Consider the following 21,642-nt stretch of genomic DNA (forward strand, 5'->3'; position numbering starts at 1 on the left):
ATAACTGTCTATCTAAAATTGCCTGAATAAGAGACAATACGCCCATAAATCCTAAAGTTTTACGGTACTGAAGCATAGTAGCGCGTTCAAAAGCTCTTAGAGATTGAGCAACAGACATTTAATAAATTTAACTTAAGCAAAAAGGCAGTTCTGAATGACCAAACATAACCCGTATAATTTTTTACCTTTGCAGCCAACAGGTAGAAACGAGACCAATACTGCTAATACCTATGCTCCTGAAGATATGATTAAAATATACGAGCAGCAGTTTCTCATTCAAGTGCCAGAAGAAGAGCTGACCGAGTTTTTGCCAGCGTTAAAAGCATTTTATGATATCGACAACCATACCTTAGATGTCAGTGCCATTATTTTTGATGCAATCGCAGACTCTGCTATCATTTATAATCATAAAATCAAAGTCGGCGACTATCGGATATTAGGTGAGTTGATAGAAGAGGCGATTGAATATGATGAAGATAACAAAAGTGATGAAAGCGCTGAGAGTGAAGAGATTCAAGCCTATACATTAGAGTGTCAGCGTACTTTCTTCATTAACGATGTAGAAATACCTTATCATTTCAATCTATTTATTTATGGCGATGGTTATTCTACTTTAACCAAAAAAGAAACCGTATTAGAAAAGATGTATTGGTTTGTCAGAGGTAGATTTGAAGAAGATTTGCTAGATGATGCTGAAGATAACGACAGCTTAGAGTCTATTAATGCGCAACTGGCCAGTTTAGGTATTCGTGAAATGGATCTGACGACTGTAGATGAGATAATCAGCTATGTAGAAGGCAGCATCATTGACGATCCAATGGTAGACGAGCTTAACAAACTGTTGGATGATGCTGAGTAGTGTGGAAGATAAGTTAGTAGAGTAATCAGCAAAAGAACAGATTTGAAAAATTATATAGCTGAAAAACTAGAAAAAAGCCTCACTGCTCGTATGATGAATGGTGAGGCTTTTTAAACTCACAACCTCATAAATAAGTTCTTTCGACATCATCCAAAATTACATGACGCGATACATTTCTAAGTTTTTACCCATCTCTCCTCAAAGGGTCAGTCGATTTCCTATATAATGTGAGCTATTTCGTTATTGTTGATCCATTCAATTTAGGCTTTTTTCTTAGCAAAAAACGCTTCTTATCAGGTAAAACGGTGCTTTATGTTCAACGCTTCCTCGACTCGTTTAAATAAATACATCAGCGAAAGTGGTATTTGCTCTAGGCGAGACGCTGACCGCTTTATTGAACAAGGTAATGTATACATCAATGGCAAACGTGCGTCGGTAGGTGATCAAGTGGTTGCTGGAGATGCGGTAAAAGTCAACGGGCAGCCTATTGAGCCACGAGAGCCTGATGATTTTATTTTTATTGCGTTGAATAAGCCAGTGGGCATTGTGAGCACCACGGAAAGCTCTGAGAAAAATAATATTGTCGATTTTGTGCGACATAGTTTGCGTATTTTTCCAATTGGCCGTTTGGACAAAGATTCTCAAGGTTTGATCTTTTTGACTAATAACGGTGATTTGGTCAATAAGGTACTACGTGCTGGTAATAACCATGAAAAAGAGTATCTAGTTACAGTAAATAAGCCGTTAACGGATAGTGTTATCGAAGGTCTGGCGGGCGGTGTACCGATGCTTGGCAAGATGACCAAAAAATGCCCAGTGACTAAAGTAGCTCCTAATGTCTTTAACATCACGCTCGTTCAAGGTCTAAACCGTCAAATTCGCCGTATGTGTGAGCACTTTGGCTACGAAGTCGTTAAGCTTGAACGTACGCGGATTATGAATGTAAGTCTCAAAGGTCTTCCCGTTGGTGACTGGCGAGACTTAACCCCAAAAGAGCTGTCTGTGTTGCTTAAATCTGTAGAAGATTCCTCTTCGCAAGACAATCACTCAAACAAGAAATCCCGCAATACGCCACGAAAGAAACCTCGTGCGGATGCTTCGTCAAAGTCAAAACCATCTACAAAATCAGCAGGTGCAGCAAAGGGGCGTAACAAATACGCCAAGGACGATGCTAGAAAACCAGCAGGTTCTAAAGGTAGGGATGGACGTCCTACTGGTCGTGGTAAGCCGTCAGGCAGTAATGGTAAATCTGGAGGCAATGGTAAACCTGCTACTAATGGCAGGCGTCCTTCAAAGGGACGAGGCTCTTCGCGGTAATAATTTTTCACAATGTGACGGCTATATTTATTGCTGAAATAGCCGTAAGCTAAATAACTTTAATCTTAACGAGATCATATTATGTTTAAAATAAAAGTAGAGCGCATTGTCAAAAAACCGATTGATCAGGTATTTGAAGCGCTGAGTGACCATGCCAGTTATGGCTCATTTAAAGCGGTGGGGGTTGCTAAGTTGGTGAATGAAGGTGACGAGGAGCGCAATGGCGTCGAAGCTTTACGTAGCATTCAAACGGGACCCGTTAAGTTCTGGGAGCGGATTACGGCGTTTGAGCGTCCTACTCATATGCAATACCAAATCGAAAAATCTAAACCCATCAAAATGCAGCATGATAAAGGTTGACCCCTGCCGTCAATCCCGTAGACTTAAACTTGGGAGATTTTAGTTACGCAGCCTGACGATAATAATCAAACCACACCTGTCTTGGCGTTTTATAGCCCAAACCCTTTTGGATTCTAGTCTGATTGTACTCAAGCTCAATATATTTAATGATATCACTGATGGTTTCGAACCTTGTTTTATAGTCTTCGTGATACACCAACTCATTCTTTAATACGCCCCAGAAACTTTCTATCGGAGCGTTGTCGAAACAATTGCCTTTGCCACTCATAGATCCTGTAAACTGATGCTGTTTAGTGATCTTGTGGTAGGCATGGCTACAGTACTGACTGCCTCTGTCAGAGTGAACTATTAGCTCTTTGCTGGGCCGTTTGTTCTTGATGGCCATGTTCAATGCTTTGCATACTAAATCTGCGGTCATACGCTTGTTAATAGCGTAACCGACAAGCTCTTTGGTGTATAAGTCTTTAACCCCTGCTAAGTATAGCCAACCCTCATCTGTCCAAATATAAGTGATGTCACTGACCCAAGCCTCATTAGGGCGATTGGCATTAAATTTCTGTTCTAGACGGTTTGGGTAGATAAGCTTGTTATGGTTTGAGTTGGTGGTGACTTTAAAGCGCTTGTGACGACGGCATTTAATGCCGCACTCTTCTTTAATGCGTCTAACCATATATTTACTTATGGCATATCCTTGCCCTGTAAGGTAAGCATGCAATCGCTCATAGCCATAGCGCTGCTTAGTCTCATCATGAGCCACGTGAACCAGCAGCTCACACTGGTTGCGGTGGATCTGCTGATTACTAACACCACGATTTATCCAGTTATAATAGCTTGATGGCTTGACATCTAATACGTGACACATACAAGTGATGCTAAATATTTTCTGGTTATCCTTGATAAAGACGTACCTCATCAACTGTGCTTCGCGAAGTACGCCGTGGCCTTTTTTAGAATATCTCTCTCTTCCTGAGCAACTTTGAGATCACGTTTAAGACGTTTATTCTCTTCTAGTATAGCCATAAGCTCAGGATCATATTCTTTAGTACCGATTAGCTTGCCTTTATTAGCTTTGTTTTGCCAGTTAGATAATGTCTGCATAGCGATGCCAAGCTGCTTTGCCGTTACTGAAACATTGCCATCATTATCTGCTATCTTTTTAACGGCCTCTGCTTTGAATGTTGCACTATAGGTTCTGATTTTCTTAGTCATGATAAACTCCTAATTGAGTCGTTAGTTTACCAAGTTTGGTTCTACAGTTTTTTTAGCATAGCTCAGTCACTGCTGTCACTGCTGTCATAGCCCTGCGTCTTGCGTCACTAAAACAGTCTACTGGAATGTTTCTTAACATTTCTCATTGGCGAAGTACGCCGTCGCCTCATTCGAGCATAATTCTCATCTTGCGTTAGGGCGAAGCGGTGCTTCGCTTTATTCCTCCTCATTTAATATCTCTCGTTCCTCTTCAGCAACTTTAAGCTGTCTTTTGAGGCGCTTGTTCTCTTCCATCACGGCCATAAGCTGTGGATCGTACTGCTCAGTTCCTTCAAGATTATCTTAATTGGCTTTGTTATGTCAGTTCGATAGCGTTTGCATGGCGATGCCAAGTTGCTTTGCAGTCGCTGAGATGTTGCCGTTATTGTCTTCTATCTTTTTGATGGCTCCTGCTTTGAATTCCGTACTGTAGGTTGTAATTTTCTTGGTCATCCTAGACTCAGATTAATACGCTTAGTTTACCAAGTTTACGTGCAAGGTTTATTTAGCATAGCTCACTACTGTTTATGTGTCATCTTTTGAGTTTGAACAACGGTATTATGAGTTTTTAACTTAGTAAGGTATCATCGACTGACTTGATTACTCAACTTCCGATATACTTGAGGCAGTTCACTACAATTAAAATTGTTGAACTTCGTTATTAACAAGATTTTTTAAGCAAACATCGAGTAGAAAGACAATGCATCTAATGCATTGTCCTAGATAATTTTTTACTTTTAGTTATGGTTTTTGATTTCAGTAAACAATGATTTTTCTCAAACCAGAAACCAAAGTCCACCCATAATAACCAGTCCTGAAACTGCTAACACAATCAAGCAATATCCCATAATGGCACGTGCATCAAGTCCTGCAATACCTAATAACGGTAATGCCCAGAATGGCTGTATCATATTTGTCCAGGCATCTCCCCATGCAATTGCCATAGCCGTCACACTAGGATTAACCCCAAGCGCTGTACCAGCGGGTATCATGACAGGCCCCTGAACGGCGAATTGACCACCACCTGAAGGCACAAAAACATTTACGATACCAGCACTTAAAAATGCAAACACGGGAAAGCTGTCTGCTGAGGCATTATTGATAAAAAATTCAGTCACCTCAGTACTAATTGAAATACCATTGAGGTTTGCTCCTGTCATTATACCCATAATACCACCATAGAATGGATACAGTAATACGATGCCAGTAATACTGCTGATACCTGAATTGACAGCCAAATAGTAGCGCTCAAGAGTGCCATGGGCTAATAATCCCATAAATAAAAACAGGCCAATGACTATGTTAAATCCTAAGCTAAAGCCATTACTGGTAAATTCATTCACATAATACATGAGTGCAAGCGCTAGTAAGACAAAAGCAATAAGACGGCTGTCATCTAACTTTTGGGCTGGTGTATCATGTTTAGGCGCTTGGTAAACCTCATTTTTTAGGATACTGGGATCAACTAACGTCGGATTTTTGGGGTGCATAAAGCTATTAAGGATGGGTATAACTACGATTAAGGTAATTAGAATAGCTAAGTTGTAGGGAGCGAATATAGTTTGTGATAGAGGAATAGCATCGGTCAAGATGTCTCCTGAAAGTTGTTTTAACGTATCGCCACCGCTGCTTAGTGCCAAAGGGATTGATCCAGATAGCCCTGAGTGCCAAACTAGAAATCCAGAGTAAGCAGAAGCAACCAATAGGGGATAATCCACTTTAGTTACTTTTTTGGCAAGAGATCTAGCAAAAACAGCACTAATTACCAAACCAAAACCCCAGTTGATCAAAGCGCCTGCCATTGCTACTAACGTTACTATGATAATAGCAGCTTTTGGCGAATGTACTTTATCTGCCATAGCATCCAAAAATCGCTGAATAAAAGGAGCGTTGGCAAGGGCATAGCCAGTGATTAGAATTAATGCCATTTGCATGGCAAAACCATGCAATGACCATAGGCCATTGCCCCAGTGGCCTGCCATAGATAAAATATCTTGTCCAGTTAAGATAAGACCAGCTGCAAATGCGATAAGAGTGAGAATAATGGAAAAAACAAAAGACGATGGTAAATAACGATTGACCAGTTTTACACTGGCATTGGTTAGCATAGTCAACATAGCAAACATCCTTGTATTATTTTCAGTGACTTTTGTATAAAGACTTGGATCAATGTGGATATGAGTCTAGTGTCTTTATAGCGTAGGGCACCTTATTTTGATTTTTTAAGTGAATAACAGTCCATAAGTTGTTAATTCGAGTGACAATCTTTGCAGTTCGTCCTTATTTATTCGTTATGCTTCTTCTTATGATGTGATTTTAAGACTGTAGCCTTATTTATCTTGACTGGTTTTGATGTCTCAAACTATATCTCTATAATTCTGGCCATCCATATCAAAGTCCTTTTGATAGAATTATCTTTACTCGCTTTCCATAAAATAGTTGTAATATTTCTCCCTTAACGTTTTTTTGCTAATTTTACCTGTGCCTGTATAAGGCATTTCATCAATTAAAACAGTCGCAGAGGGAATCGACCATTTATGCAGTTTATGGGTCAGGTACATTTCTATATCTATATGTGCGATCTGCGTTTCGGGCTTTGCGACTAAAATTAAAAGCGGGCGTTCTCCCCATTTTGAATGATTAGCGGCAATTACTGCCGCTTCAGCAACGTTTGGATGGCTCAGCATGGCATTTTCAATTTCGACGCTACTTACCCATTCGCCACCAGTCTTAATCATGTCTTTTGCCCGATCAGTAATATTCATATAGCCATGCATATCGATCGTTGCTATATCCCCTGTATCAAACCATGTCTCTTTGTCTTCAGCTATATTATTAGTCAATTGTTTACTATCATTGTTGCTCTCAATATTGCTGTAGCTTTGTGCGACATTATGTCCTCTGATTTCTAGCACACCCTCAGAGATCCCGTTGTGGGGCAGTAACTTATTATGTTGGTCCCTTAATCGCATTTGCATACCGAAAATAGGCCTACCGCATTTGAGTACTTGCGTTTTTGGTATATTCTTTAGATCTTTTACTCTATTGCAAGCGCCCAAAGAGCTGGTTTCAGTCATACCCCATGCGTTCTCAAGAGCAATACCATGATGACTTAAGCTCTCGATTAAGGAGTAGGAAGCTGCAGAACCGCCTGAGATGGCTCGTTTTAAAGTAGTTTCGGTGATATTGTTTTCTTGCAGATGGTTTTTCAGCGCTGTCCAAATAGTGGGTACCGCCATTGAGACATCTACTGACTGAGTCTGAATCAGGTTATAAATCTTTTGAATTTGGCCAGCAAAGGAGTTGGGCCATACAATTTTTGCTCCACATAGCACTGCATTAAACGGTATACCCCACGCACTGATGTGATACAAAGGTACAATCGGCATGATACAGCTGCTTTCATCAAGACCTACCACATTAGGCATACTCAGAGTTAGTGCGTGTAACACCGTACTACGATGTGAATAAAGCACACCCTTAGGAACACCTGTCGTACCTGACGTATAGCAAAGACCACTTGCGCTTTGTTCAGCGATATCAGGCCAATCATAAGTGATTGACTCTTTAGCAATAAGCTCTTCATAGAATATAAAATCAAGTGATGACTCTAATGTTTTGTCTATCTCACCTAGTACAATGAAATATTTCACGAAAGGTTTAAGATGTTCATGGAGGGATTCGATAATGTGCAGACAGTCTTGCTCAACAACAATAACTTCATCTTGAGCAGATGTGATAATTTGTATTAATTGCTCATGGGGTAATTTTGGATTGATAGTATGATAAATGCGTTCTGAACAAGGAATGGCATAGTGGAGTTCAAAATGCTGGTAAGTATTCCAAGCAATCGTTCCGACCTTAGCACCTTTACTAACTTGAAGTCGGTCTAAGCTATTAGCAAACTGGGCAACTCGATCAAAAGCATCTTTATAGGTATACTCATGTGTAGTCACACCATCTGATTTTAGAGTTACGATTTTCTGCTCAGAATAGAGTGCTAAAGCATGCTGCATGATAGAAGTGATATTTAGATTACAATGCATCATCATTCCATTAATCATCTTTCTTTCCTTAGTTAAGATGGTCGATGTTAATGATGATGCAACTATAATGCCAAATATTTTAATTATATAAATCAATAGCTTAAATATAAAAAGATATTTTCATTTTGAAAAATTATTTCACTTTTGAAACGTTACTATCCATAACTTTCATTTTACGCCATAGCGTTGTACGGCTAATACCTAGATTTTTGGCAGCCAATTCTAGATTGCCATCAACGTCCTGAAGTGTTTGTTCTATCAGTAGTGATTCTTGATTTATCTTGGCTTTCTTTAACAGAGAGGTGTCATTTGTTTTTTGGGTAGATGAAAAAAGCTCTGGCAAATGCAGAGATAAGAAATTCGGCTGAGTATGACTTTTATCAAAATAAAACAGAACCTGTATTCTCTCTATAATATTTTCTAATTCACGAATATTTCCAGGCCAGCTGTATTTCTTTAACAAGTGTGGAAGGGCGTCTGGTAGGTCTTTGATCGACTTTCTATACTTCTTTAGAAAACTATCAGCCAATGTCAATATGTCTTCTGGTCGGTTTCTCAAAGGTGGTATGGATAAACGAAGAATATTGAGACGATAATATAAATCCGCCCTAAAATTGTCATTGGCAACCAAGTTTTCTAAGTCGGCATGTGTGGCGGCGATAACGCGAATATTGAGATGATGACTAGCAGTTGAACCTAGCCGGCTAATTTGTCTTTCTTGTAACACTCTTAAAAACCGTGTCTGTAAATGCAGAGGCATGTCACCAATTTCATCTAAAAATAAAGTTCCATTATGTGCAGACTCTATTAACCCAATCCGGCCATTTTTTTTGGCGCCAGTAAATGCACCTTCGGCATAACCAAATAGTTCACTTTCTAATAAGCTTTCTGGGAAAGAGGCACAGTTGATAGCTACAAAAGGTGCTTTACTACGACTACTATGATTGTGAATACTCTGTGCTAAGACTTCCTTACCTGTTCCACTCTCACCTGTAATTAACACAGTACTGTCAGTTTTGGCATAGGCTTTCGCTAAGGATAAAGTGGTCTTAAAAATGGCGTTTAGAGTAGAGAGTTGGTTGAAACGGTAGCGGGTATTGAAGTTTCTAGAAGATACTTTTCTAAATTCGCTGCTAGAATATTCTAATGCGTTGAGTTCTTGAGCACTTAAAATATAGCCATTAATATAATCGTTGTTCATCTCTAAAATATGAACCGCCAACTGGTAGTTTTCGATATCAAGTAGTTGGCGTGGATTATGAGCAGCGGTATCTAGATTTAAGTTACCAAAGATATCTGCAGGTGATTTATTCAGTACGTCAGCGGGAGACTTTTTAAGCAGTTCGGCCATGGATGTATTGATAAAAGATATTTTTTTATTTTTGGTGATAAAACAAACACCCTCATTTAGATGGTTAAATATCTCCGTAAGACGGATAATGGTAGATTGTTCTCTCCTTATTTTTTCTAAACTTCTCAAGGCATTCGCGAACAGATCTTTAAGCGATACCACAGTCATCGCTAATTGTCCGACCAGACCTTCATTAATGGCCAGCTCTACTGATATAGGTGAACCAATGACAGCATCAAACTTTTCTTTTTTGATTAGCTGAACGGTTCTTTTGGCATCGAAATAAGAATCGTAAGTGAACTGTTCGATATCTAGCAAAAAAACTTCTGAATAATCTTCTAGACTGACTGTAGTGGTAGATTTTCCGAGTAAAGCAATACGTTTGTATTGCTTCAAACTAGAGATGGCTTGGATAACATCAAACATACCTGTTCTAATGACCTGAATTTCAATACTTAGTATCTTTTGTAAATAACTAGCCGTTGCTCCTGTACACAAGATTATTTGACAACCATTGATGGTCAGTTGCTGCGCTACTACTTCAACATCAGAAATATGACATTCAACAAAACCAATATCTTGTGAATCAATCTCTAATATGGCTTGTTCGACCAAAGAACGAATCCCATTAATATTTGGGGTATGGATATAGGTAAATAAAATATTAATAGGTTTGTTATTAGACATCCGTTGCACCCTTAAAAATATACGTTATATAGGAGCACAGCTGTGCCCACCATCTACTTTAATCTCTACACCAGTAATTCCTTTACCTGCTCTTGATGCAAGTAATAATAGCGCACCATCTAATTCTTCAAAATCAACAAATTTGCGACTTGGAATACGTTTTAACAATTGTTGCCCCAAATCACTCATTAGGTATTCTTTATTAATATCAGTCACCATATATCCAGGAGCCACCGCGTTTACATTGATACCAAACCGAGCCAGCTCAACGGCCATCACTTCTGTTAGATGGCGTAAACCCGCTTTAGACGCACAGTATGGACTAACACCTAAGTTGACTGACTCAGACAAGACAGACGTAATATTAATAATAGCCCCTTTATTATGTGAAGCAATCATGTGCTGCGCGATTTCTTGCGAGCACTGCCAAGGAGCTTTTAGATTGGTGTTAACAATCTTGTCCCAATCGTTGTCATCATAATTCAAAAAGCTTTTGGTATCACTGACGCCTGCATTATTAATAAGAACATCTACCCTGACACCATTGTCCTCTAAACTACTTATCATTTGGTTAAAAGCTTGACGGTCATTTACATCTAATACAAAGCTATGAACGTTGATACCAAAGTCTTGTTCAAGATTTGCTTTTAGATGCTGCAATTTATCAGCACTTCTGGCACAGATAATAACATTTGCGCCTTTTTGGGCAAATAAAGTAGTGATATGTTTGCCCAAGCCGCCAGACGCACCTGTAATAAGAACATTCTTGTTATTAACATCAAATAAGCTCATTGTCATCGTCTCCTTAATCTTTCTTGCCTAGTAGTTTTCTTGCGACACTCATTCTATGAACTTCATTTGCGCCATCATAGATTCTAAAGCCACGAGCATCTTTAAAAATTTTGCAGACGATAGATTCATCTGTCATGGCCTGTCCGCCCAAGATCTGAACACTTCGGTCAATCACTCGCCAGATACCTTCAGAGCTAATAACTTTTACCAGACTTGATTCATAGTTACCTCGTTGTCCTGCATCTAGTACTTGAGCACAATAATGAATGGCCAATCTAGTACTTAATAAATCTATTTCATTATCCGCCAACATAAACCCCACGCCTTGATGGTCGCCCAGTCTTTTACCAAAGGACTGACGCTCTCTGGCATATTGTGTAGCAATGTCATGAGCTCGTTGAGCTTGCCCAAGCCAACGCATACAATGGGTTAGACGAGCAGGTGCTAATCGAACCTGAGCATATTTAAAGCCTTGTCCTACTTCACCTAGTACATTCTCTTTTGGGATTCGTAGGTTGTCGAACATTAACACACCATGACCACCTGCAAAACAAGAATCCATAGTATTCATATTTCTTTCTAATATAAATCCTGGCACATCGGTATCTGTCAAAAACATGGAAGCACTACCATCTTCCATCTTTGCCATAATGATGGCAAATGCCGCACCATCAGCGCCTGTAATGAGCCATTTTCGGCCATTGATGACGTACTCGTCACCTTCTAACACAGCAGTGGTTTGCAACATGGAAGGGTCTGAACCTGCACCTGGACTAGGCTCCGTCATAGCAAAACAAGAACGCGTCTCACCACTCACCATTTTTCGTAGCCAACGTTCTTTTTGTTCTGCATTAGCGACTAAATCTAACAAATGAATATTACCTTCATCTGGGGCATGAATATTCATAGCGATAGGGCCTAATGCAGAATAGCCTGCTTGTTCAAATGCAATGGCTTTTTGCATGTGTGACCAACCCAGTCCCCCCATCTCAACACTGGCATGCGGTGTGAGCAGTTTTGCCGCTTTAGCACGGCTAACAATATCGTCACGCAGCTCAGTACTTGGACCGTGGCTGTCCTGACGAAGGTCCTGCTCAAAAGGAATGATTTCTTTGGCGATGAAATCTTTTACCTGTTGTTGTAACGCTAATAAATCGTCTGATAATGTAATCATATGTTTATTCCTTAAACCCATTGTTATTGACATACATGTTATAAACATCGTCCATGGCACTATTGAATAACCCATTTTTAAGCGAATTATAAATAGTAAAATTTTGGAGCTTTATACGTTTGTGCAAAATTTGATTGTTTTTAACCTTTATATCTAAAATGTTTAAACACCCATAATCTTGCTCTTGGGTATAAATGTCTGCTAAGTGATGGTTATACATCCAGTTAATTATCACTCGGTTGACTGCATCGTGAGAAGATATCAAGATGTTTTGACGGCTTGGTTTAGACAATATCGTCTGCTCGAACCAATCAATCACTCGATGGCTAAACTCTTTCCAGCTTTCGCCTTGAATAAAATTTTCAAGCTGATTGGTCTGCAGTAGATACGCCTCTTTCAACGCTGTTTCAGATTGATCGTTAGGTAAGTCTTTGAGCCTTCCTGACTTAATCTCTCTAATAGCATCTACTGCCAATACCTTTTTTGAAGGTTGATATTGGGTTAATATTTCCGCCGTTTGTATAGAGCGGGGCATAGTAGATGAGTAAACGCTTTCAAAAGATATGTCTTTTAAACACTCAGCGAGTAAGCTAATTTGCTCAATACCTTGTGGCGATAACTGAGCATATTTTGGGTTTATGGGCTTATTATTTTCATCAAAATAAGCCACATGACCATGCCGTACTAGAAAAATACGTAGCCAAGAATCAGTCATGATTTGCTACCTTAGGATCAGTTATCTTTAATACCTCATTGTTTAATGATTCTAAAACCGTAGAAAGGTTAGAGATTTTCTTACCTTCTCGAATGTTCTGGCTCAACAATGCTAAGGCTTGTTCATTATCTTCAATTGGCATATCGGATACTGGTTCTAATATCTTATGAATATTTGAGGCATGATTTTCTTGTTCTAAGAGATAGCTTTTCAATAATTCAAAGCTTTTCATAACCATCAATAAGCTGTATTTATTGTCAGAGGTAGGCAAGAGCTCATTTTTAATAACAGTTTGACTGGTTTCTATTAAGTCAATGAACGTTTGCTGTTTCATACTTTATCTCCCAAGATATCTAGAATGTTTTTCTCAAGCTTAGGTACCATAAACTCGGTTAAAGCCAGTTCTAAAGAAGGTATTTCCATATCATCATTGCGATTTGACTGCTGCATAGCAATGATCGCCCAACGCACATGAGATAGTATGTGCCAAAACTTTAATTCGATCTTTGGCACATCAGCACCACAAACATCAGTATATGCTTGAGAGAAATCTTCATAAGAGCCAATGCCACCAGCAATATTCTTATTTTGACCAAAACGCCAGCACTTAGCCGTGAACCAACCAATGTCTTCACGGCGATCTCCCCATTGGGTAAACTCCCAATCAAGAATGCCTGAAATATGATTGTTTTCAATCATGATGTTGCCCGTACGAAAATCTCCATGTACCAGCACCAACTCATCAATACTAGGTAAATTATCAGCCATCCAACTAATGGCATACTCTAAAATAGGGTTAGTTGCTTGCAGCAAATCTAACTGCGCTCGAAAAGAGTGAATTTTGTCTGCAAGATATTGATCTTTATTAGGTTTAGGTAAAAATTCCGTTAATTCATCACCAAGAGGTACTTGATGAATAGAAGCCAATGACCTACCGATATCTTGCGTGATGTTTTTTCGGATATTGGCATCGGCCAGCCGAACCAGTTTATGGCCTTCAGCCACTCCGTTGATTTTCTGCATAATGAAAAAATCACTATTCAAAAAATTTGGGTTTTTTTTAAAATAGATTGGTTTAGGAACCTTAATTCCTAATTGGTATAAACGTGAGAGTAGTCGATATTCTTGCTCGCGGTCAGAGCTGACCGAAACAGCAGCTTCTGAGTTTTTTCGTAGGACTAATGCAAAATCGTTATCTTGAATCAACCAATTTTCTTGGATAGCACCACCGCTCATTTTTACCACTTTCAAGTGTGCCGTTACTTTCAAATTAAGCTGATCTACGAGGAGTTCTTTTAATTGATTAACTCTATAAATATCCATGACTATCCCTGTGTTAAATCGACTATCTTTTAATTAGCAAATTATATGCCAGTATTTTTTTATATATAAATCAAACACTTAATTATTTAGTACCTTTTCATAAATGAAATATATTTTCATTTATGAATTTCGATAGTTTTATTTCAGGTTGGTAATACGCTTGTCTAGCTCATATAAATCGATTTTCAAAGTATGAAGCCGAATACTTCCAACAGTTATTTAGTACTAGAAAAAAATGGTGCCATTATTTCAATAAGCAGACCCTATTATTCGAATCATATAGCTGATCATTAAACAAAAACTGAGCAGTACTATAAGAGAGCACTATGTATTAGGCTAAAAGCTTGGATGCTGCTAATATGCATATAACTCGACCTACATTTGGTCTTAAATTGAACCGTCATATAAGCATGCGTTAAAGCCAACAACCATTGGAGTTGTACGGATATCAATCAATGATCTTGGTAATAGGTAGATAGTATTAATGAATTGGGAACAGTGGATAGCAGAAAATAGAAAACAAATTGAGCACGTTGTGGGGTATGAAGAAAACTTTGTTAGAAGTATTTTAGCTAAAATTCCCGAAATAAGCCCCGAGGATGTCACTGCACAATTTCATTTTACTGATTCAAATGGAGGTAACAGATATATTGACTTTATGATTGTGAATGAGGTAAAGGGCTATCGATTACCTATTGAGTTAGATGGCTACTGGAAAGTAACTAATTATCACGATTTCAACGATATGTTGGAAAGGCAAAATGATCTAGTACAGATATACGGTGTTCTGCTGAGATATACCAATAATAAAATGAATCAACAGCCTGATAAAATAGTTAGAGAAATTAGAAAAACATTAGAGTTACAAGGTAAGAACCAATTGAGCCAAGAAATGCTAGAAAAGCAAGAACAACAGCGTGTTGCTGAATATCAACAAGAGCTCAACCAGCTAAAAGATGAGCTGATACAGCAGCAAGAAACACATATGCAGTCTTCATCTACGATTACTAAAAGTGAAATTGCAAGCATTCAAGCAACGATTGCTGCTCTACAATCTAAGATAGAACAAAATAACACTCCAGCGAAAGTAGAAGTAGCAAGAGACAATATTGCTGTCAAGCACTCTAAAGAGCTTGTAAAAACTAAAGTTACAGCCAATCAAATGTTAGTAGCAGGTTCTGCTGGGTTAGTTATTGTCGCTCTAGGAGCTAATGCATTCTTTAGCAAAAACAAACAAACTAGTTTTGAGACGACTGAGAGTAGTTCACTGTTGCTGTTGACCACTACAAAGCAGAAGCGGTTAAGAGATTCAGACAACATAGCTTCAATTGATATGAAGCACTAAAATTTCAGTGCTCAATATTAGTCAATATGGAATATAGAAATGCTAGAACCATTACAGACCCAAGATGCATCGACTTGGCTAATTCATGCAGTTTATTATAATAATCTATGGCATCAATGCGATGATTATTTACGTACAAACCCACTTCCTGAACTCAGTAAAGTTGAAAATAATTATTATAAAAGCAGACGTACTTTACTGTTGAACCAAAAACAGAATTGCCAGCTTACAGCATTAAGACTGACTTATAGCGAGAGTCAACTAAATGAATATCTAGAGCATGATTTGATACTAATGCTTGACCCTGATGAAAAAGGCATAAATGGAGATGGTGTTTTTTATTCACTTTATGCTCGTCAGCATCCAGATAGAAAATGTCATATTCCCTACAGTGTTTTGCTAGAAAATCTAACCAAAAAAGAGCAACTTTTTTTTAACCTTTAACCTTTAACCTTTTGTTTAATTTGAGAGTCATATGGATTTAGGTAATATATTACAGAGTATACTTGGGCTGGTTTTTAATAAATTTGAAATTACGGCAATGGCATTAGAACATAACCCTTATATATTCTTTGCTATTTTAATAGCATTTTTATTTTTTATTGCAACTGGTGCTTTAGCGCTGAAAAAGACTAACAATGGCGCAAGTAGTATCCTAAAGTTTGCGCCTAGTATCTTAACCAGTTTAGGGCTATTAGGTACATTTTTTGCTCTTACCGAATCTTTAGTAGGGTTACAGCTAAATGATTTAGGTAATATCAATAATGAAAATTTGTCTGACTTCATTAAAAGCTTAGGTTCAGTTTTTAGTTTTTCTATATTAGGTATAAGCTCTGCAATATTTTTTATGATTGTTAACTTCTCCATATTGGCTCGTAGAAACAATCAAATTTTAAATCAAAAAGTTAATTCTAAAGTTGAAATGCAAAGTCGCCAAACTAAGTTAGATACACTTAATATGTCAACTTTAAATGAACTGAAAAGCCATAGTCAGTATCTGAACAATTTGGCTAATATTTCATCCAAAACCAATATCCAAAGTGATTATTTACAAGAAATAAGTGGTCTGACTAAGCAGCAAGGTGATGTGCAAAAAACCCAAGCAGAAGCGCAGCAGCAACTATTTATGACTCTTAGTAATACTTTGACTCGTATGTCTAGTGCGATTACAAATATCGAAACTGGCTACGATATGGACAAGCTGGGCGATGTTATTTCTGAAAAAATTGGAGAAGTACTCACAGAACCCTTAGCTAAAATGACTCAGGCATTAGAAAAAAATAATAGTGATGTCATTCATAAGTTATTGGCTGATTTAAAAGAAGATATATTAATACCTATCAAAAATGAAATTGCCGCTACCAATGAGACGACCAGTAAAGTTATTGAGGCAGTTGATAAAAGTCAAGTCACTAACACTCAGTTGATTGTAAAACTGGGGGATGTGACTCAGCAGATGGGTAATTTTGTCACAAATACAAATTTACTAGTCAGCGCAATGGCGTCTACAGTAGATCAGATGGAAACGTTACAGCAAAATCAAGATAAAACATTAAAAGAATTCAATACTGATCTACAAGACAATCTTGCTGGTATTCAGCCTGCCATTGAAAAGGGTATGAAAGCTGCTGAAGACGGCATGACAAGCTCAATTACATTAGCAACCACTGCTATGAAAGGTGCAATACAAAGCAGTGTCGAAGAAATATCATCGACAGTCGCTAAAATGGGTGAGTTGCAGGTTACTCAGGACAAAACGCTAACAGACTTTAATGTGGGTTTAAAAGAGAACCTTGCAAGTATTCAGCCTGCTATCGAAGACGGTATGGAGACTGCTAAAAATGGAATGGTAAGTTCGATTACCTTGGCAACAACCGCCATGAATACGGCGATGAGTGGTGTTATTACTCAAATATCTGAAGACGTTGTTGAAAATTTAGGTGGTGTATTAGTCAAATTCGATAGCAATATGAATGGTCATTTAACTCGTATGAACGATGAGCTTTCAGATACAGGGTCACGAGCAGCTGTCTTGATTGATTCTAGTGCCAGTGCATTAAGAGATACTTTAGGTGATATTGATAAGACATTAGATGACTCCTCAAAAAAACTAAAAGACGAATTAGAAGCCTTCAGAACAGAGTATCAATTTAGCCTAGATACCTTCTTCACACAACAGAATGAAGCCCTTGAGCAAACCCTTGGCGTCCAGAATAAGAGATTACAGGAAACGACAGATCAACTCGGTAAGCAGTTTGAAGGTATGGATGAGGCACAACGAAAACTTAATGAAGAATCATTAAAAACTATAGATAGATCACGCGAAGTGTATGGGCCACTCCTGAATCAAATGGCAACCATCGCAACCACTTTGAATAAAGGTCAAAGTACGTTAGTCAAAGACCTACGAGCTATGCAAGATCACACTGATGACATTAATGACGCACTTAAAGAATTAGGGCAGACGATGCCAAAAGAATTTACCAAAGCCTTTGAGACGCTAAATGATGCTTATATTAATAAATTTAACACTAGTAATGCAGTTTTAGAAAAAATGATGAAAGAGATGATTACTGCCTCCGCGGTATTGTTGACTGCCAGTAATAGCATAAATCAAGATGACGAATAAAGGAGCACACACATGCTAATGTATGACGATGAACCTTTAGAGAGTTATGAAGAGGATGCCACCACTTGGATTGCTTTGGCTGATATGATGACAGGATTGATGGCAATATTTTTGGCATTGAGTATTGCTATCTTGTCTATGCAGCAAGATAAAAAAGATGCCATTATTTTGGCAGTGTCGGACAATTTAAAAAAAGCACTAGAAGAGAAGGGTATCCCTGCCAATATTGATAAAAAAACAGGAAGGCTTATTGTTTCAGAAAAAACCAATTTTGGTTATGGAGAGGCTACGCTTAAGGACGAGGGTAAACAAAGCCTCGATATTATTATGCCAGTCTATGCCAAAGCTATATTTGGATTGACTCTGGAGCAACAAAGTAGGATTGATCGTATTGTCATTGAAGGTCACACCGATAGAGTTGGTAGCTATACCTCAAATATGACCTTAAGTAGTCAGCGTGCAAACGCTATCTTGGCACACGTCGACAGCATGCCAGAATTTGCTTATAAACAACAATTTTTACAGAAGCTGACGGCCGTTGGACGTGGCGAAAATGATGCCAGCACCCCAGATGAAGTCGCCAATCCAGATGATAGAAACGTGGTCATACGGTTTGAGTTCAAAGAAGGCGATGACCAAGAGACTTCTTTAAAAGCTCCAGAAGATACAGTTGAGAAACTGAATCAAATGACCTCAGCACCACAAATATGAGTAACTATTCGCTATGAAAAAAAGTATGTCTGTTAATTTTATTGCCGACTTTTCTCACATTAATGCTGACACCATGAAATCATTAATTCATCAGAGCTTGTTTGATAACATGCCCTGGCAAACATTGGATCTGAGTGTTTTGCAAGAAGTGGATATCGATGCTGATCTTAAAAAACGTGCCGAGCAAAAATTTGATACTTTAAAAATAAACCAGACCAGTGCCTTTAGTGTTATTGATGTACTGGCATTAGTGATCATCGAAAATGAAGAATGGAAAAATAAAGCCATTGCTAAAACTGTCACTAATAATTGGTGGCTATCTGCTCTAGAGATGGAGGATCAACAGGCACTATATGCCAGCTTAGTATTGGTACTGCAATATCAGCGAAACCCTGAGTTGTATGAGAAATTTGCTAATATATATGCCTTAAAAGCACTAATAGGAATGTTATTAGCAGATGATAGTTATAAGTGGCAAGACAATATGCTTAAGCTTTCAGTGAAAGCCTTATTGTCTCAGCAACCTAGCCATTTTGCTACAGTAGCATTAGAAAACCATATTACAGTTCATCAACTGTTATCCAAGCATAAACTGCCAGTGAGTACGGATTTTGAAAGTAAAGCAAATGAAGAGTGGCTTGCTCTATATCTAAAACTGACAGAAAAACAACTATCTTCCTATAGCCGCGCCATTAACCCTTATCTCAAGCGTCGGTCCGATATACATTCTGCCGTCAGTCGTGCTGAATCGATTTTTAGTAATCGTTACTTCAAAACAGATTTATCGACACTCGAAAAGCAAACGCACAAATTTACGGATATTCATATATGGCTAAAAGAGTGGAATAAAAATCCTGCATTCAAGCAATTATTAGGTAAAGAATATCAACAGATTCTGCGTTGCTGGCTGGGGGCAGGAAACTATTACCAATTAGAAAAAGCGGTGAGGTACATCGCGCAAGTCAACGATGAAGATATTGAAAGTAATCGTAGTATCTCTATCAACCGCTATATATTTTGGACAAACTACCAGCAGCATATTATCGATTATTGGTTATTGATTCCTAGTAATCAACAAGCTAAGTACCAACCTATATTTGCCACTGCTAACATTAAATTGGTGAGTAAGGAGTCCACCTTAAATTACTCTAGTTCAATGATTGCAGAAAATGTAGCTTCGGTACCAACAGTCTTACTTAAGTTTGATGATTATTACTTTATTCAGCCTTTAGTTAACACAGGAGGGAAAGCTGACTTAGTGATGACGAGCAGTGTGGCGCTCCTAGATAGCGCATTACAACCTAATGAAATAGAAAGCCATGTTTTTAATAACATTGAACTCAATCTTATCCATGATCATATGTTTTTGTGGCAACGAGATATGGCAATGTGCCTGAAAGAGAGTTTTAAAATCATTATGGGTAATCCTAATAGGTTTGTGTACACGCCTACTTTTGGTGATAGCTTTATCAATCCAAGTAAGAATATAGACCATAAAGGACGATTAGAAAATATAGAGCGTTGGTATAAATACTCTCGTCACAAAGATGAGTTGGATAAATATGCTATTAGCTACCAAAAGCGTCATGTACGGCATGGATGATTGAACCACTCTAGGATTGTAGTGGTCAACTAATCTAGGACACCTGATAAGAGATTTTTATCAAAGTAGCGTTTCTCTTTTTCAGCTGGTGTTAGATAATTATTGAAAGTATGCGGTCTCACGGTTTGATAATAGCCCCCAATATAGTCAGTAATGGCGGTTGATGCCTCATCGATATTCTCATAACCACCTTTTGGTATCCATTCTGTTTTAAGGCTTCTAAAGAATCGTTCTGTTGGGGCATTATCCCAACAGTTTCCGCGACGGCTCATACTTTGCGTTATGCCATTACAACTGGCCACGGATTCAGCGAATGTCTTACTGGTGTGGGTACCTTGATCAGAGTGAAACAACACGCCACTTGGCTTTAAGCGAGTCTGATACGCCATCTGCAACGCCTTAGCGGTCAGTGCGCTATCAGGGGAATCTGATACAGAAAAGCCAACAATACGACGGGCATACAAGTCTAAAGTAACGGCTAGGTAGCACCAGCCGCCTTTGATGCGAATATAGGTCACATCACCTGTCCAAACTTGATTGGGTGCTGTTGGGCTAAAGTTATGGTTCAATAGGTTTCCATGGATTTTATGCGTGTTATCAGCGTGCTTATATTTATGCATTTTTATTTGACGACTTTGAAGTCCCATCTGCGCCATGAGTTTACCTGCTATATAACGAGTCAGCTTGATGCCATGTTCATTCATCATGATGGCGGCAATGCTACGAGCACCTGCTGAGTGCTTTGAATCGTTGAATATTTGACGTATTAAGGCTCTAGTTTTGACGGCTTCAAGGCTAATTGGCTTGGGCTTTAGTCCATAGTAGTAACTACTCTTCATCACGCCAAACAGCTTGCACAGAAGGCTTTTATTGACCTGCTTGTCTTGCTCTGCAAGTTGACTGATTAACGATAGCCGTTCAGGCTGTCCAAGGCCAGCAGAGCAGAAGCCTTTTTTAGTATGTCTCGCTCCATAGTCAGCCGTTTAACCTGTTTACGCAGTTCTTGGAGCTCTCGCTGCTCATCTGTTAAGGCGTTGCCGACTTTAGGTGCTTCGCCATTTATTTCTTGACGGTACTGAGTGTAGTGGTCAACTAATTTAGGACAGCTAATAAGAGGTTTTGATTAAAGTAACGTCTCTCTTTTTCTGCTGGTGGCAAATAATCATTAAAACTATGTGGTCTCACGGTTTGATAGTAGTTCCAGATATAATCAATAATGGCACTTTTAGCCTCAGCGATGTCCTCATAACCACCTTTTGGTACTTCGCTATCGCTATGCCTTGCGTCACTAAAACAGTCTCCCAGACTGTTGAGCTATGCTGAAAAAACCGTACACCTAAACTTGGTAAACTAAGCGTATTAATCGGAGTTTATCATGACCAAGAAAATAAGAAGCTACAGTGACGAATTTAAAGCCGAGGCCGTCAAGAAGATAGCAGACAATAATGGCAATATCTCAGCGACCGCAAAGCACCTTGGCAT

Annotated in this window: 19 protein-coding genes and 1 pseudogene; 9 read left to right on the forward strand and 11 right to left on the reverse strand. The window is 38.6% G+C overall.

The window, feature by feature from the left end; translation table 11 throughout:
* The first annotated feature begins 154 nt into the window (after nucleotides 1-154).
* From CXF62_RS09010 to CXF62_RS09020, 3 genes are all read left to right on the forward strand, one after another.
* Nucleotides 155-859 carry a hypothetical protein gene (locus tag CXF62_RS09010; RefSeq protein ID WP_102094016.1) on the forward strand — a complete coding sequence of 235 codons (705 nt, stop codon included), beginning with the start codon at nucleotides 155-157 and terminating at the stop codon, nucleotides 857-859.
* A gap of 312 nt (nucleotides 860-1,171) precedes the next feature.
* Nucleotides 1,172-2,176 carry a 23S rRNA pseudouridine(2604) synthase RluF gene (gene rluF, locus CXF62_RS09015; RefSeq protein WP_101205290.1) on the forward strand — a complete coding sequence of 335 codons (1,005 nt, stop codon included), beginning with the start codon at nucleotides 1,172-1,174 and terminating at the stop codon, nucleotides 2,174-2,176.
* A gap of 81 nt (nucleotides 2,177-2,257) precedes the next feature.
* Nucleotides 2,258-2,536 carry an SRPBCC family protein gene (locus CXF62_RS09020; RefSeq protein ID WP_228153208.1) on the forward strand — a complete coding sequence of 93 codons (279 nt, stop codon included), beginning with the start codon at nucleotides 2,258-2,260 and terminating at the stop codon, nucleotides 2,534-2,536.
* 43 nt (nucleotides 2,537-2,579) lie between these two features.
* On the opposite strand, the gene CXF62_RS09025 is transcribed toward CXF62_RS09020, so the two are convergent.
* The 10 genes and pseudogenes from CXF62_RS09025 to CXF62_RS09065 form a co-directional block, all read right to left on the reverse strand.
* Nucleotides 2,580-3,745 (reverse strand): IS3 family transposase gene (locus CXF62_RS09025; protein WP_102094018.1). Its coding sequence is split into 2 segments (ribosomal slippage): nucleotides 2,580-3,487 and nucleotides 3,487-3,745, totalling 1,167 coding nucleotides; the frame shifts between segments, so codons are not numbered across the junction.
* A 225-nt stretch (nucleotides 3,746-3,970) separates the two neighbouring features.
* Nucleotides 3,971-4,237: pseudogene (locus tag CXF62_RS14720) on the reverse strand (transposase); the annotation flags it as partial.
* A gap of 323 nt (nucleotides 4,238-4,560) precedes the next feature.
* Entirely contained in the window at nucleotides 4,561-5,901 is a 1,341-nt protein-coding gene (locus tag CXF62_RS09030) for a short-chain fatty acid transporter (RefSeq protein ID WP_102094019.1), read from the reverse strand.
* Between the two features lie 300 nt (nucleotides 5,902-6,201).
* Nucleotides 6,202-7,848, reverse strand: a complete 1,647-nt coding sequence (locus CXF62_RS09035) for an AMP-binding protein (RefSeq protein WP_102094021.1) — start codon at nucleotides 7,846-7,848, stop codon at nucleotides 6,202-6,204.
* 115 nt (nucleotides 7,849-7,963) lie between these two features.
* Complete coding sequence (locus CXF62_RS09040; RefSeq protein ID WP_102094022.1) at nucleotides 7,964-9,868, reverse strand: sigma 54-interacting transcriptional regulator; 1,905 nt, start codon at nucleotides 9,866-9,868, stop codon at nucleotides 7,964-7,966.
* A 24-nt stretch (nucleotides 9,869-9,892) separates the two neighbouring features.
* Nucleotides 9,893-10,660, reverse strand: coding sequence for an SDR family NAD(P)-dependent oxidoreductase (locus CXF62_RS09045; protein ID WP_102094024.1), 768 nt, complete (start codon nucleotides 10,658-10,660; stop codon nucleotides 9,893-9,895).
* A 13-nt stretch (nucleotides 10,661-10,673) separates the two neighbouring features.
* The gene (locus tag CXF62_RS09050) at nucleotides 10,674-11,834 is read right to left on the reverse strand and encodes an acyl-CoA dehydrogenase family protein (protein ID WP_102094025.1); all 1,161 of its coding nucleotides are present in this window, start codon (nucleotides 11,832-11,834) and stop codon (nucleotides 10,674-10,676) included.
* A 4-nt stretch (nucleotides 11,835-11,838) separates the two neighbouring features.
* Nucleotides 11,839-12,549 carry a histidine phosphatase family protein gene (locus tag CXF62_RS09055; RefSeq protein WP_102094027.1) on the reverse strand — a complete coding sequence of 237 codons (711 nt, stop codon included), beginning with the start codon at nucleotides 12,547-12,549 and terminating at the stop codon, nucleotides 11,839-11,841.
* The gene (locus tag CXF62_RS09060) at nucleotides 12,542-12,883 is read right to left on the reverse strand and encodes a hypothetical protein (protein ID WP_102094028.1); all 342 of its coding nucleotides are present in this window, start codon (nucleotides 12,881-12,883) and stop codon (nucleotides 12,542-12,544) included. The genes CXF62_RS09055 and CXF62_RS09060 overlap by 8 nt, the downstream gene beginning before the upstream one ends.
* A complete protein-coding gene (locus CXF62_RS09065; protein ID WP_102094030.1) occupies nucleotides 12,880-13,872 on the reverse strand; it encodes a phosphotransferase family protein in 993 nt (330 codons plus the stop codon). Before CXF62_RS09065 ends, CXF62_RS09060 begins: the two co-directional genes overlap by 4 nt.
* 484 nt (nucleotides 13,873-14,356) lie before the next feature.
* On the opposite strand from CXF62_RS09065, the gene CXF62_RS09070 reads away from it, so the two are divergent.
* From CXF62_RS09070 to CXF62_RS09090, 5 genes are read left to right on the forward strand one after another with little or no spacing between them, the layout of a single operon-like run.
* Entirely contained in the window at nucleotides 14,357-15,217 is an 861-nt protein-coding gene (locus tag CXF62_RS09070; RefSeq protein WP_102094031.1) for a hypothetical protein, read from the forward strand.
* A gap of 39 nt (nucleotides 15,218-15,256) precedes the next feature.
* Entirely contained in the window at nucleotides 15,257-15,661 is a 405-nt protein-coding gene (locus tag CXF62_RS09075; RefSeq protein WP_102094033.1) for a hypothetical protein, read from the forward strand.
* 31 nt (nucleotides 15,662-15,692) lie between these two features.
* Nucleotides 15,693-17,846 (forward strand): hypothetical protein, encoded by a 2,154-nt coding sequence (locus CXF62_RS09080; RefSeq protein WP_102094035.1) that lies wholly within the window; start codon nucleotides 15,693-15,695, stop codon nucleotides 17,844-17,846.
* Nucleotides 17,847-17,858: 12 nt separating this feature from the next.
* Nucleotides 17,859-18,557, forward strand: a complete 699-nt coding sequence (locus CXF62_RS09085; protein WP_095570343.1) for an OmpA/MotB family protein — start codon at nucleotides 17,859-17,861, stop codon at nucleotides 18,555-18,557.
* Between the two features lie 13 nt (nucleotides 18,558-18,570).
* The gene (locus tag CXF62_RS09090) at nucleotides 18,571-20,160 is read left to right on the forward strand and encodes a hypothetical protein (protein ID WP_095570344.1); all 1,590 of its coding nucleotides are present in this window, start codon (nucleotides 18,571-18,573) and stop codon (nucleotides 20,158-20,160) included.
* A gap of 29 nt (nucleotides 20,161-20,189) precedes the next feature.
* On the opposite strand, the gene CXF62_RS09095 is transcribed toward CXF62_RS09090, so the two are convergent.
* Nucleotides 20,190-21,065, reverse strand: coding sequence for an IS3 family transposase (locus tag CXF62_RS09095; RefSeq protein WP_228153209.1), 876 nt, complete (start codon nucleotides 21,063-21,065; stop codon nucleotides 20,190-20,192).
* Between the two features lie 470 nt (nucleotides 21,066-21,535).
* Here CXF62_RS09095 and CXF62_RS14610 point away from each other — a divergent pair.
* Nucleotides 21,536-21,642: transposase (locus tag CXF62_RS14610; protein ID WP_145990546.1), on the forward strand; the 107-nt coding region annotated here is incomplete at its 3' end.

It is taken from the genome of Psychrobacter sp. MES7-P7E (genome assembly GCF_002863645.1).
GTDB lineage: Bacteria > Pseudomonadota > Gammaproteobacteria > Pseudomonadales > Moraxellaceae > Psychrobacter.

What these genes read in the sequence shown, in the direction of transcription:
- CXF62_RS09010 (WP_102094016.1), top strand. Translation starts at nt 155, where the DNA reads ATGACCAAACATAACCCGTATAATTTTTTACCTTTGCAGCCAACAGGT.
- rluF (WP_101205290.1), top strand. Translation starts at nt 1,172, where the DNA reads ATGTTCAACGCTTCCTCGACTCGTTTAAATAAATACATCAGCGAAAGT.
- CXF62_RS09020 (WP_228153208.1), top strand. Translation starts at nt 2,258, where the DNA reads ATGTTTAAAATAAAAGTAGAGCGCATTGTCAAAAAACCGATTGATCAG.
- CXF62_RS09030 (WP_102094019.1), bottom strand. Translation starts at nt 5,901, where the DNA reads ATGTTGACTATGCTAACCAATGCCAGTGTAAAACTGGTCAATCGTTAT.
- CXF62_RS09035 (WP_102094021.1), bottom strand. Translation starts at nt 7,848, where the DNA reads ATGATTAATGGAATGATGATGCATTGTAATCTAAATATCACTTCTATC.
- CXF62_RS09040 (WP_102094022.1), bottom strand. Translation starts at nt 9,868, where the DNA reads ATGTCTAATAACAAACCTATTAATATTTTATTTACCTATATCCATACC.
- CXF62_RS09045 (WP_102094024.1), bottom strand. Translation starts at nt 10,660, where the DNA reads ATGAGCTTATTTGATGTTAATAACAAGAATGTTCTTATTACAGGTGCG.
- CXF62_RS09050 (WP_102094025.1), bottom strand. Translation starts at nt 11,834, where the DNA reads ATGATTACATTATCAGACGATTTATTAGCGTTACAACAACAGGTAAAA.
- CXF62_RS09055 (WP_102094027.1), bottom strand. Translation starts at nt 12,549, where the DNA reads ATGACTGATTCTTGGCTACGTATTTTTCTAGTACGGCATGGTCATGTG.
- CXF62_RS09060 (WP_102094028.1), bottom strand. Translation starts at nt 12,883, where the DNA reads ATGAAACAGCAAACGTTCATTGACTTAATAGAAACCAGTCAAACTGTT.
- CXF62_RS09065 (WP_102094030.1), bottom strand. Translation starts at nt 13,872, where the DNA reads ATGGATATTTATAGAGTTAATCAATTAAAAGAACTCCTCGTAGATCAG.
- CXF62_RS09070 (WP_102094031.1), top strand. Translation starts at nt 14,357, where the DNA reads ATGAATTGGGAACAGTGGATAGCAGAAAATAGAAAACAAATTGAGCAC.
- CXF62_RS09075 (WP_102094033.1), top strand. Translation starts at nt 15,257, where the DNA reads ATGCTAGAACCATTACAGACCCAAGATGCATCGACTTGGCTAATTCAT.
- CXF62_RS09080 (WP_102094035.1), top strand. Translation starts at nt 15,693, where the DNA reads ATGGATTTAGGTAATATATTACAGAGTATACTTGGGCTGGTTTTTAAT.
- CXF62_RS09085 (WP_095570343.1), top strand. Translation starts at nt 17,859, where the DNA reads ATGCTAATGTATGACGATGAACCTTTAGAGAGTTATGAAGAGGATGCC.
- CXF62_RS09090 (WP_095570344.1), top strand. Translation starts at nt 18,571, where the DNA reads ATGAAAAAAAGTATGTCTGTTAATTTTATTGCCGACTTTTCTCACATT.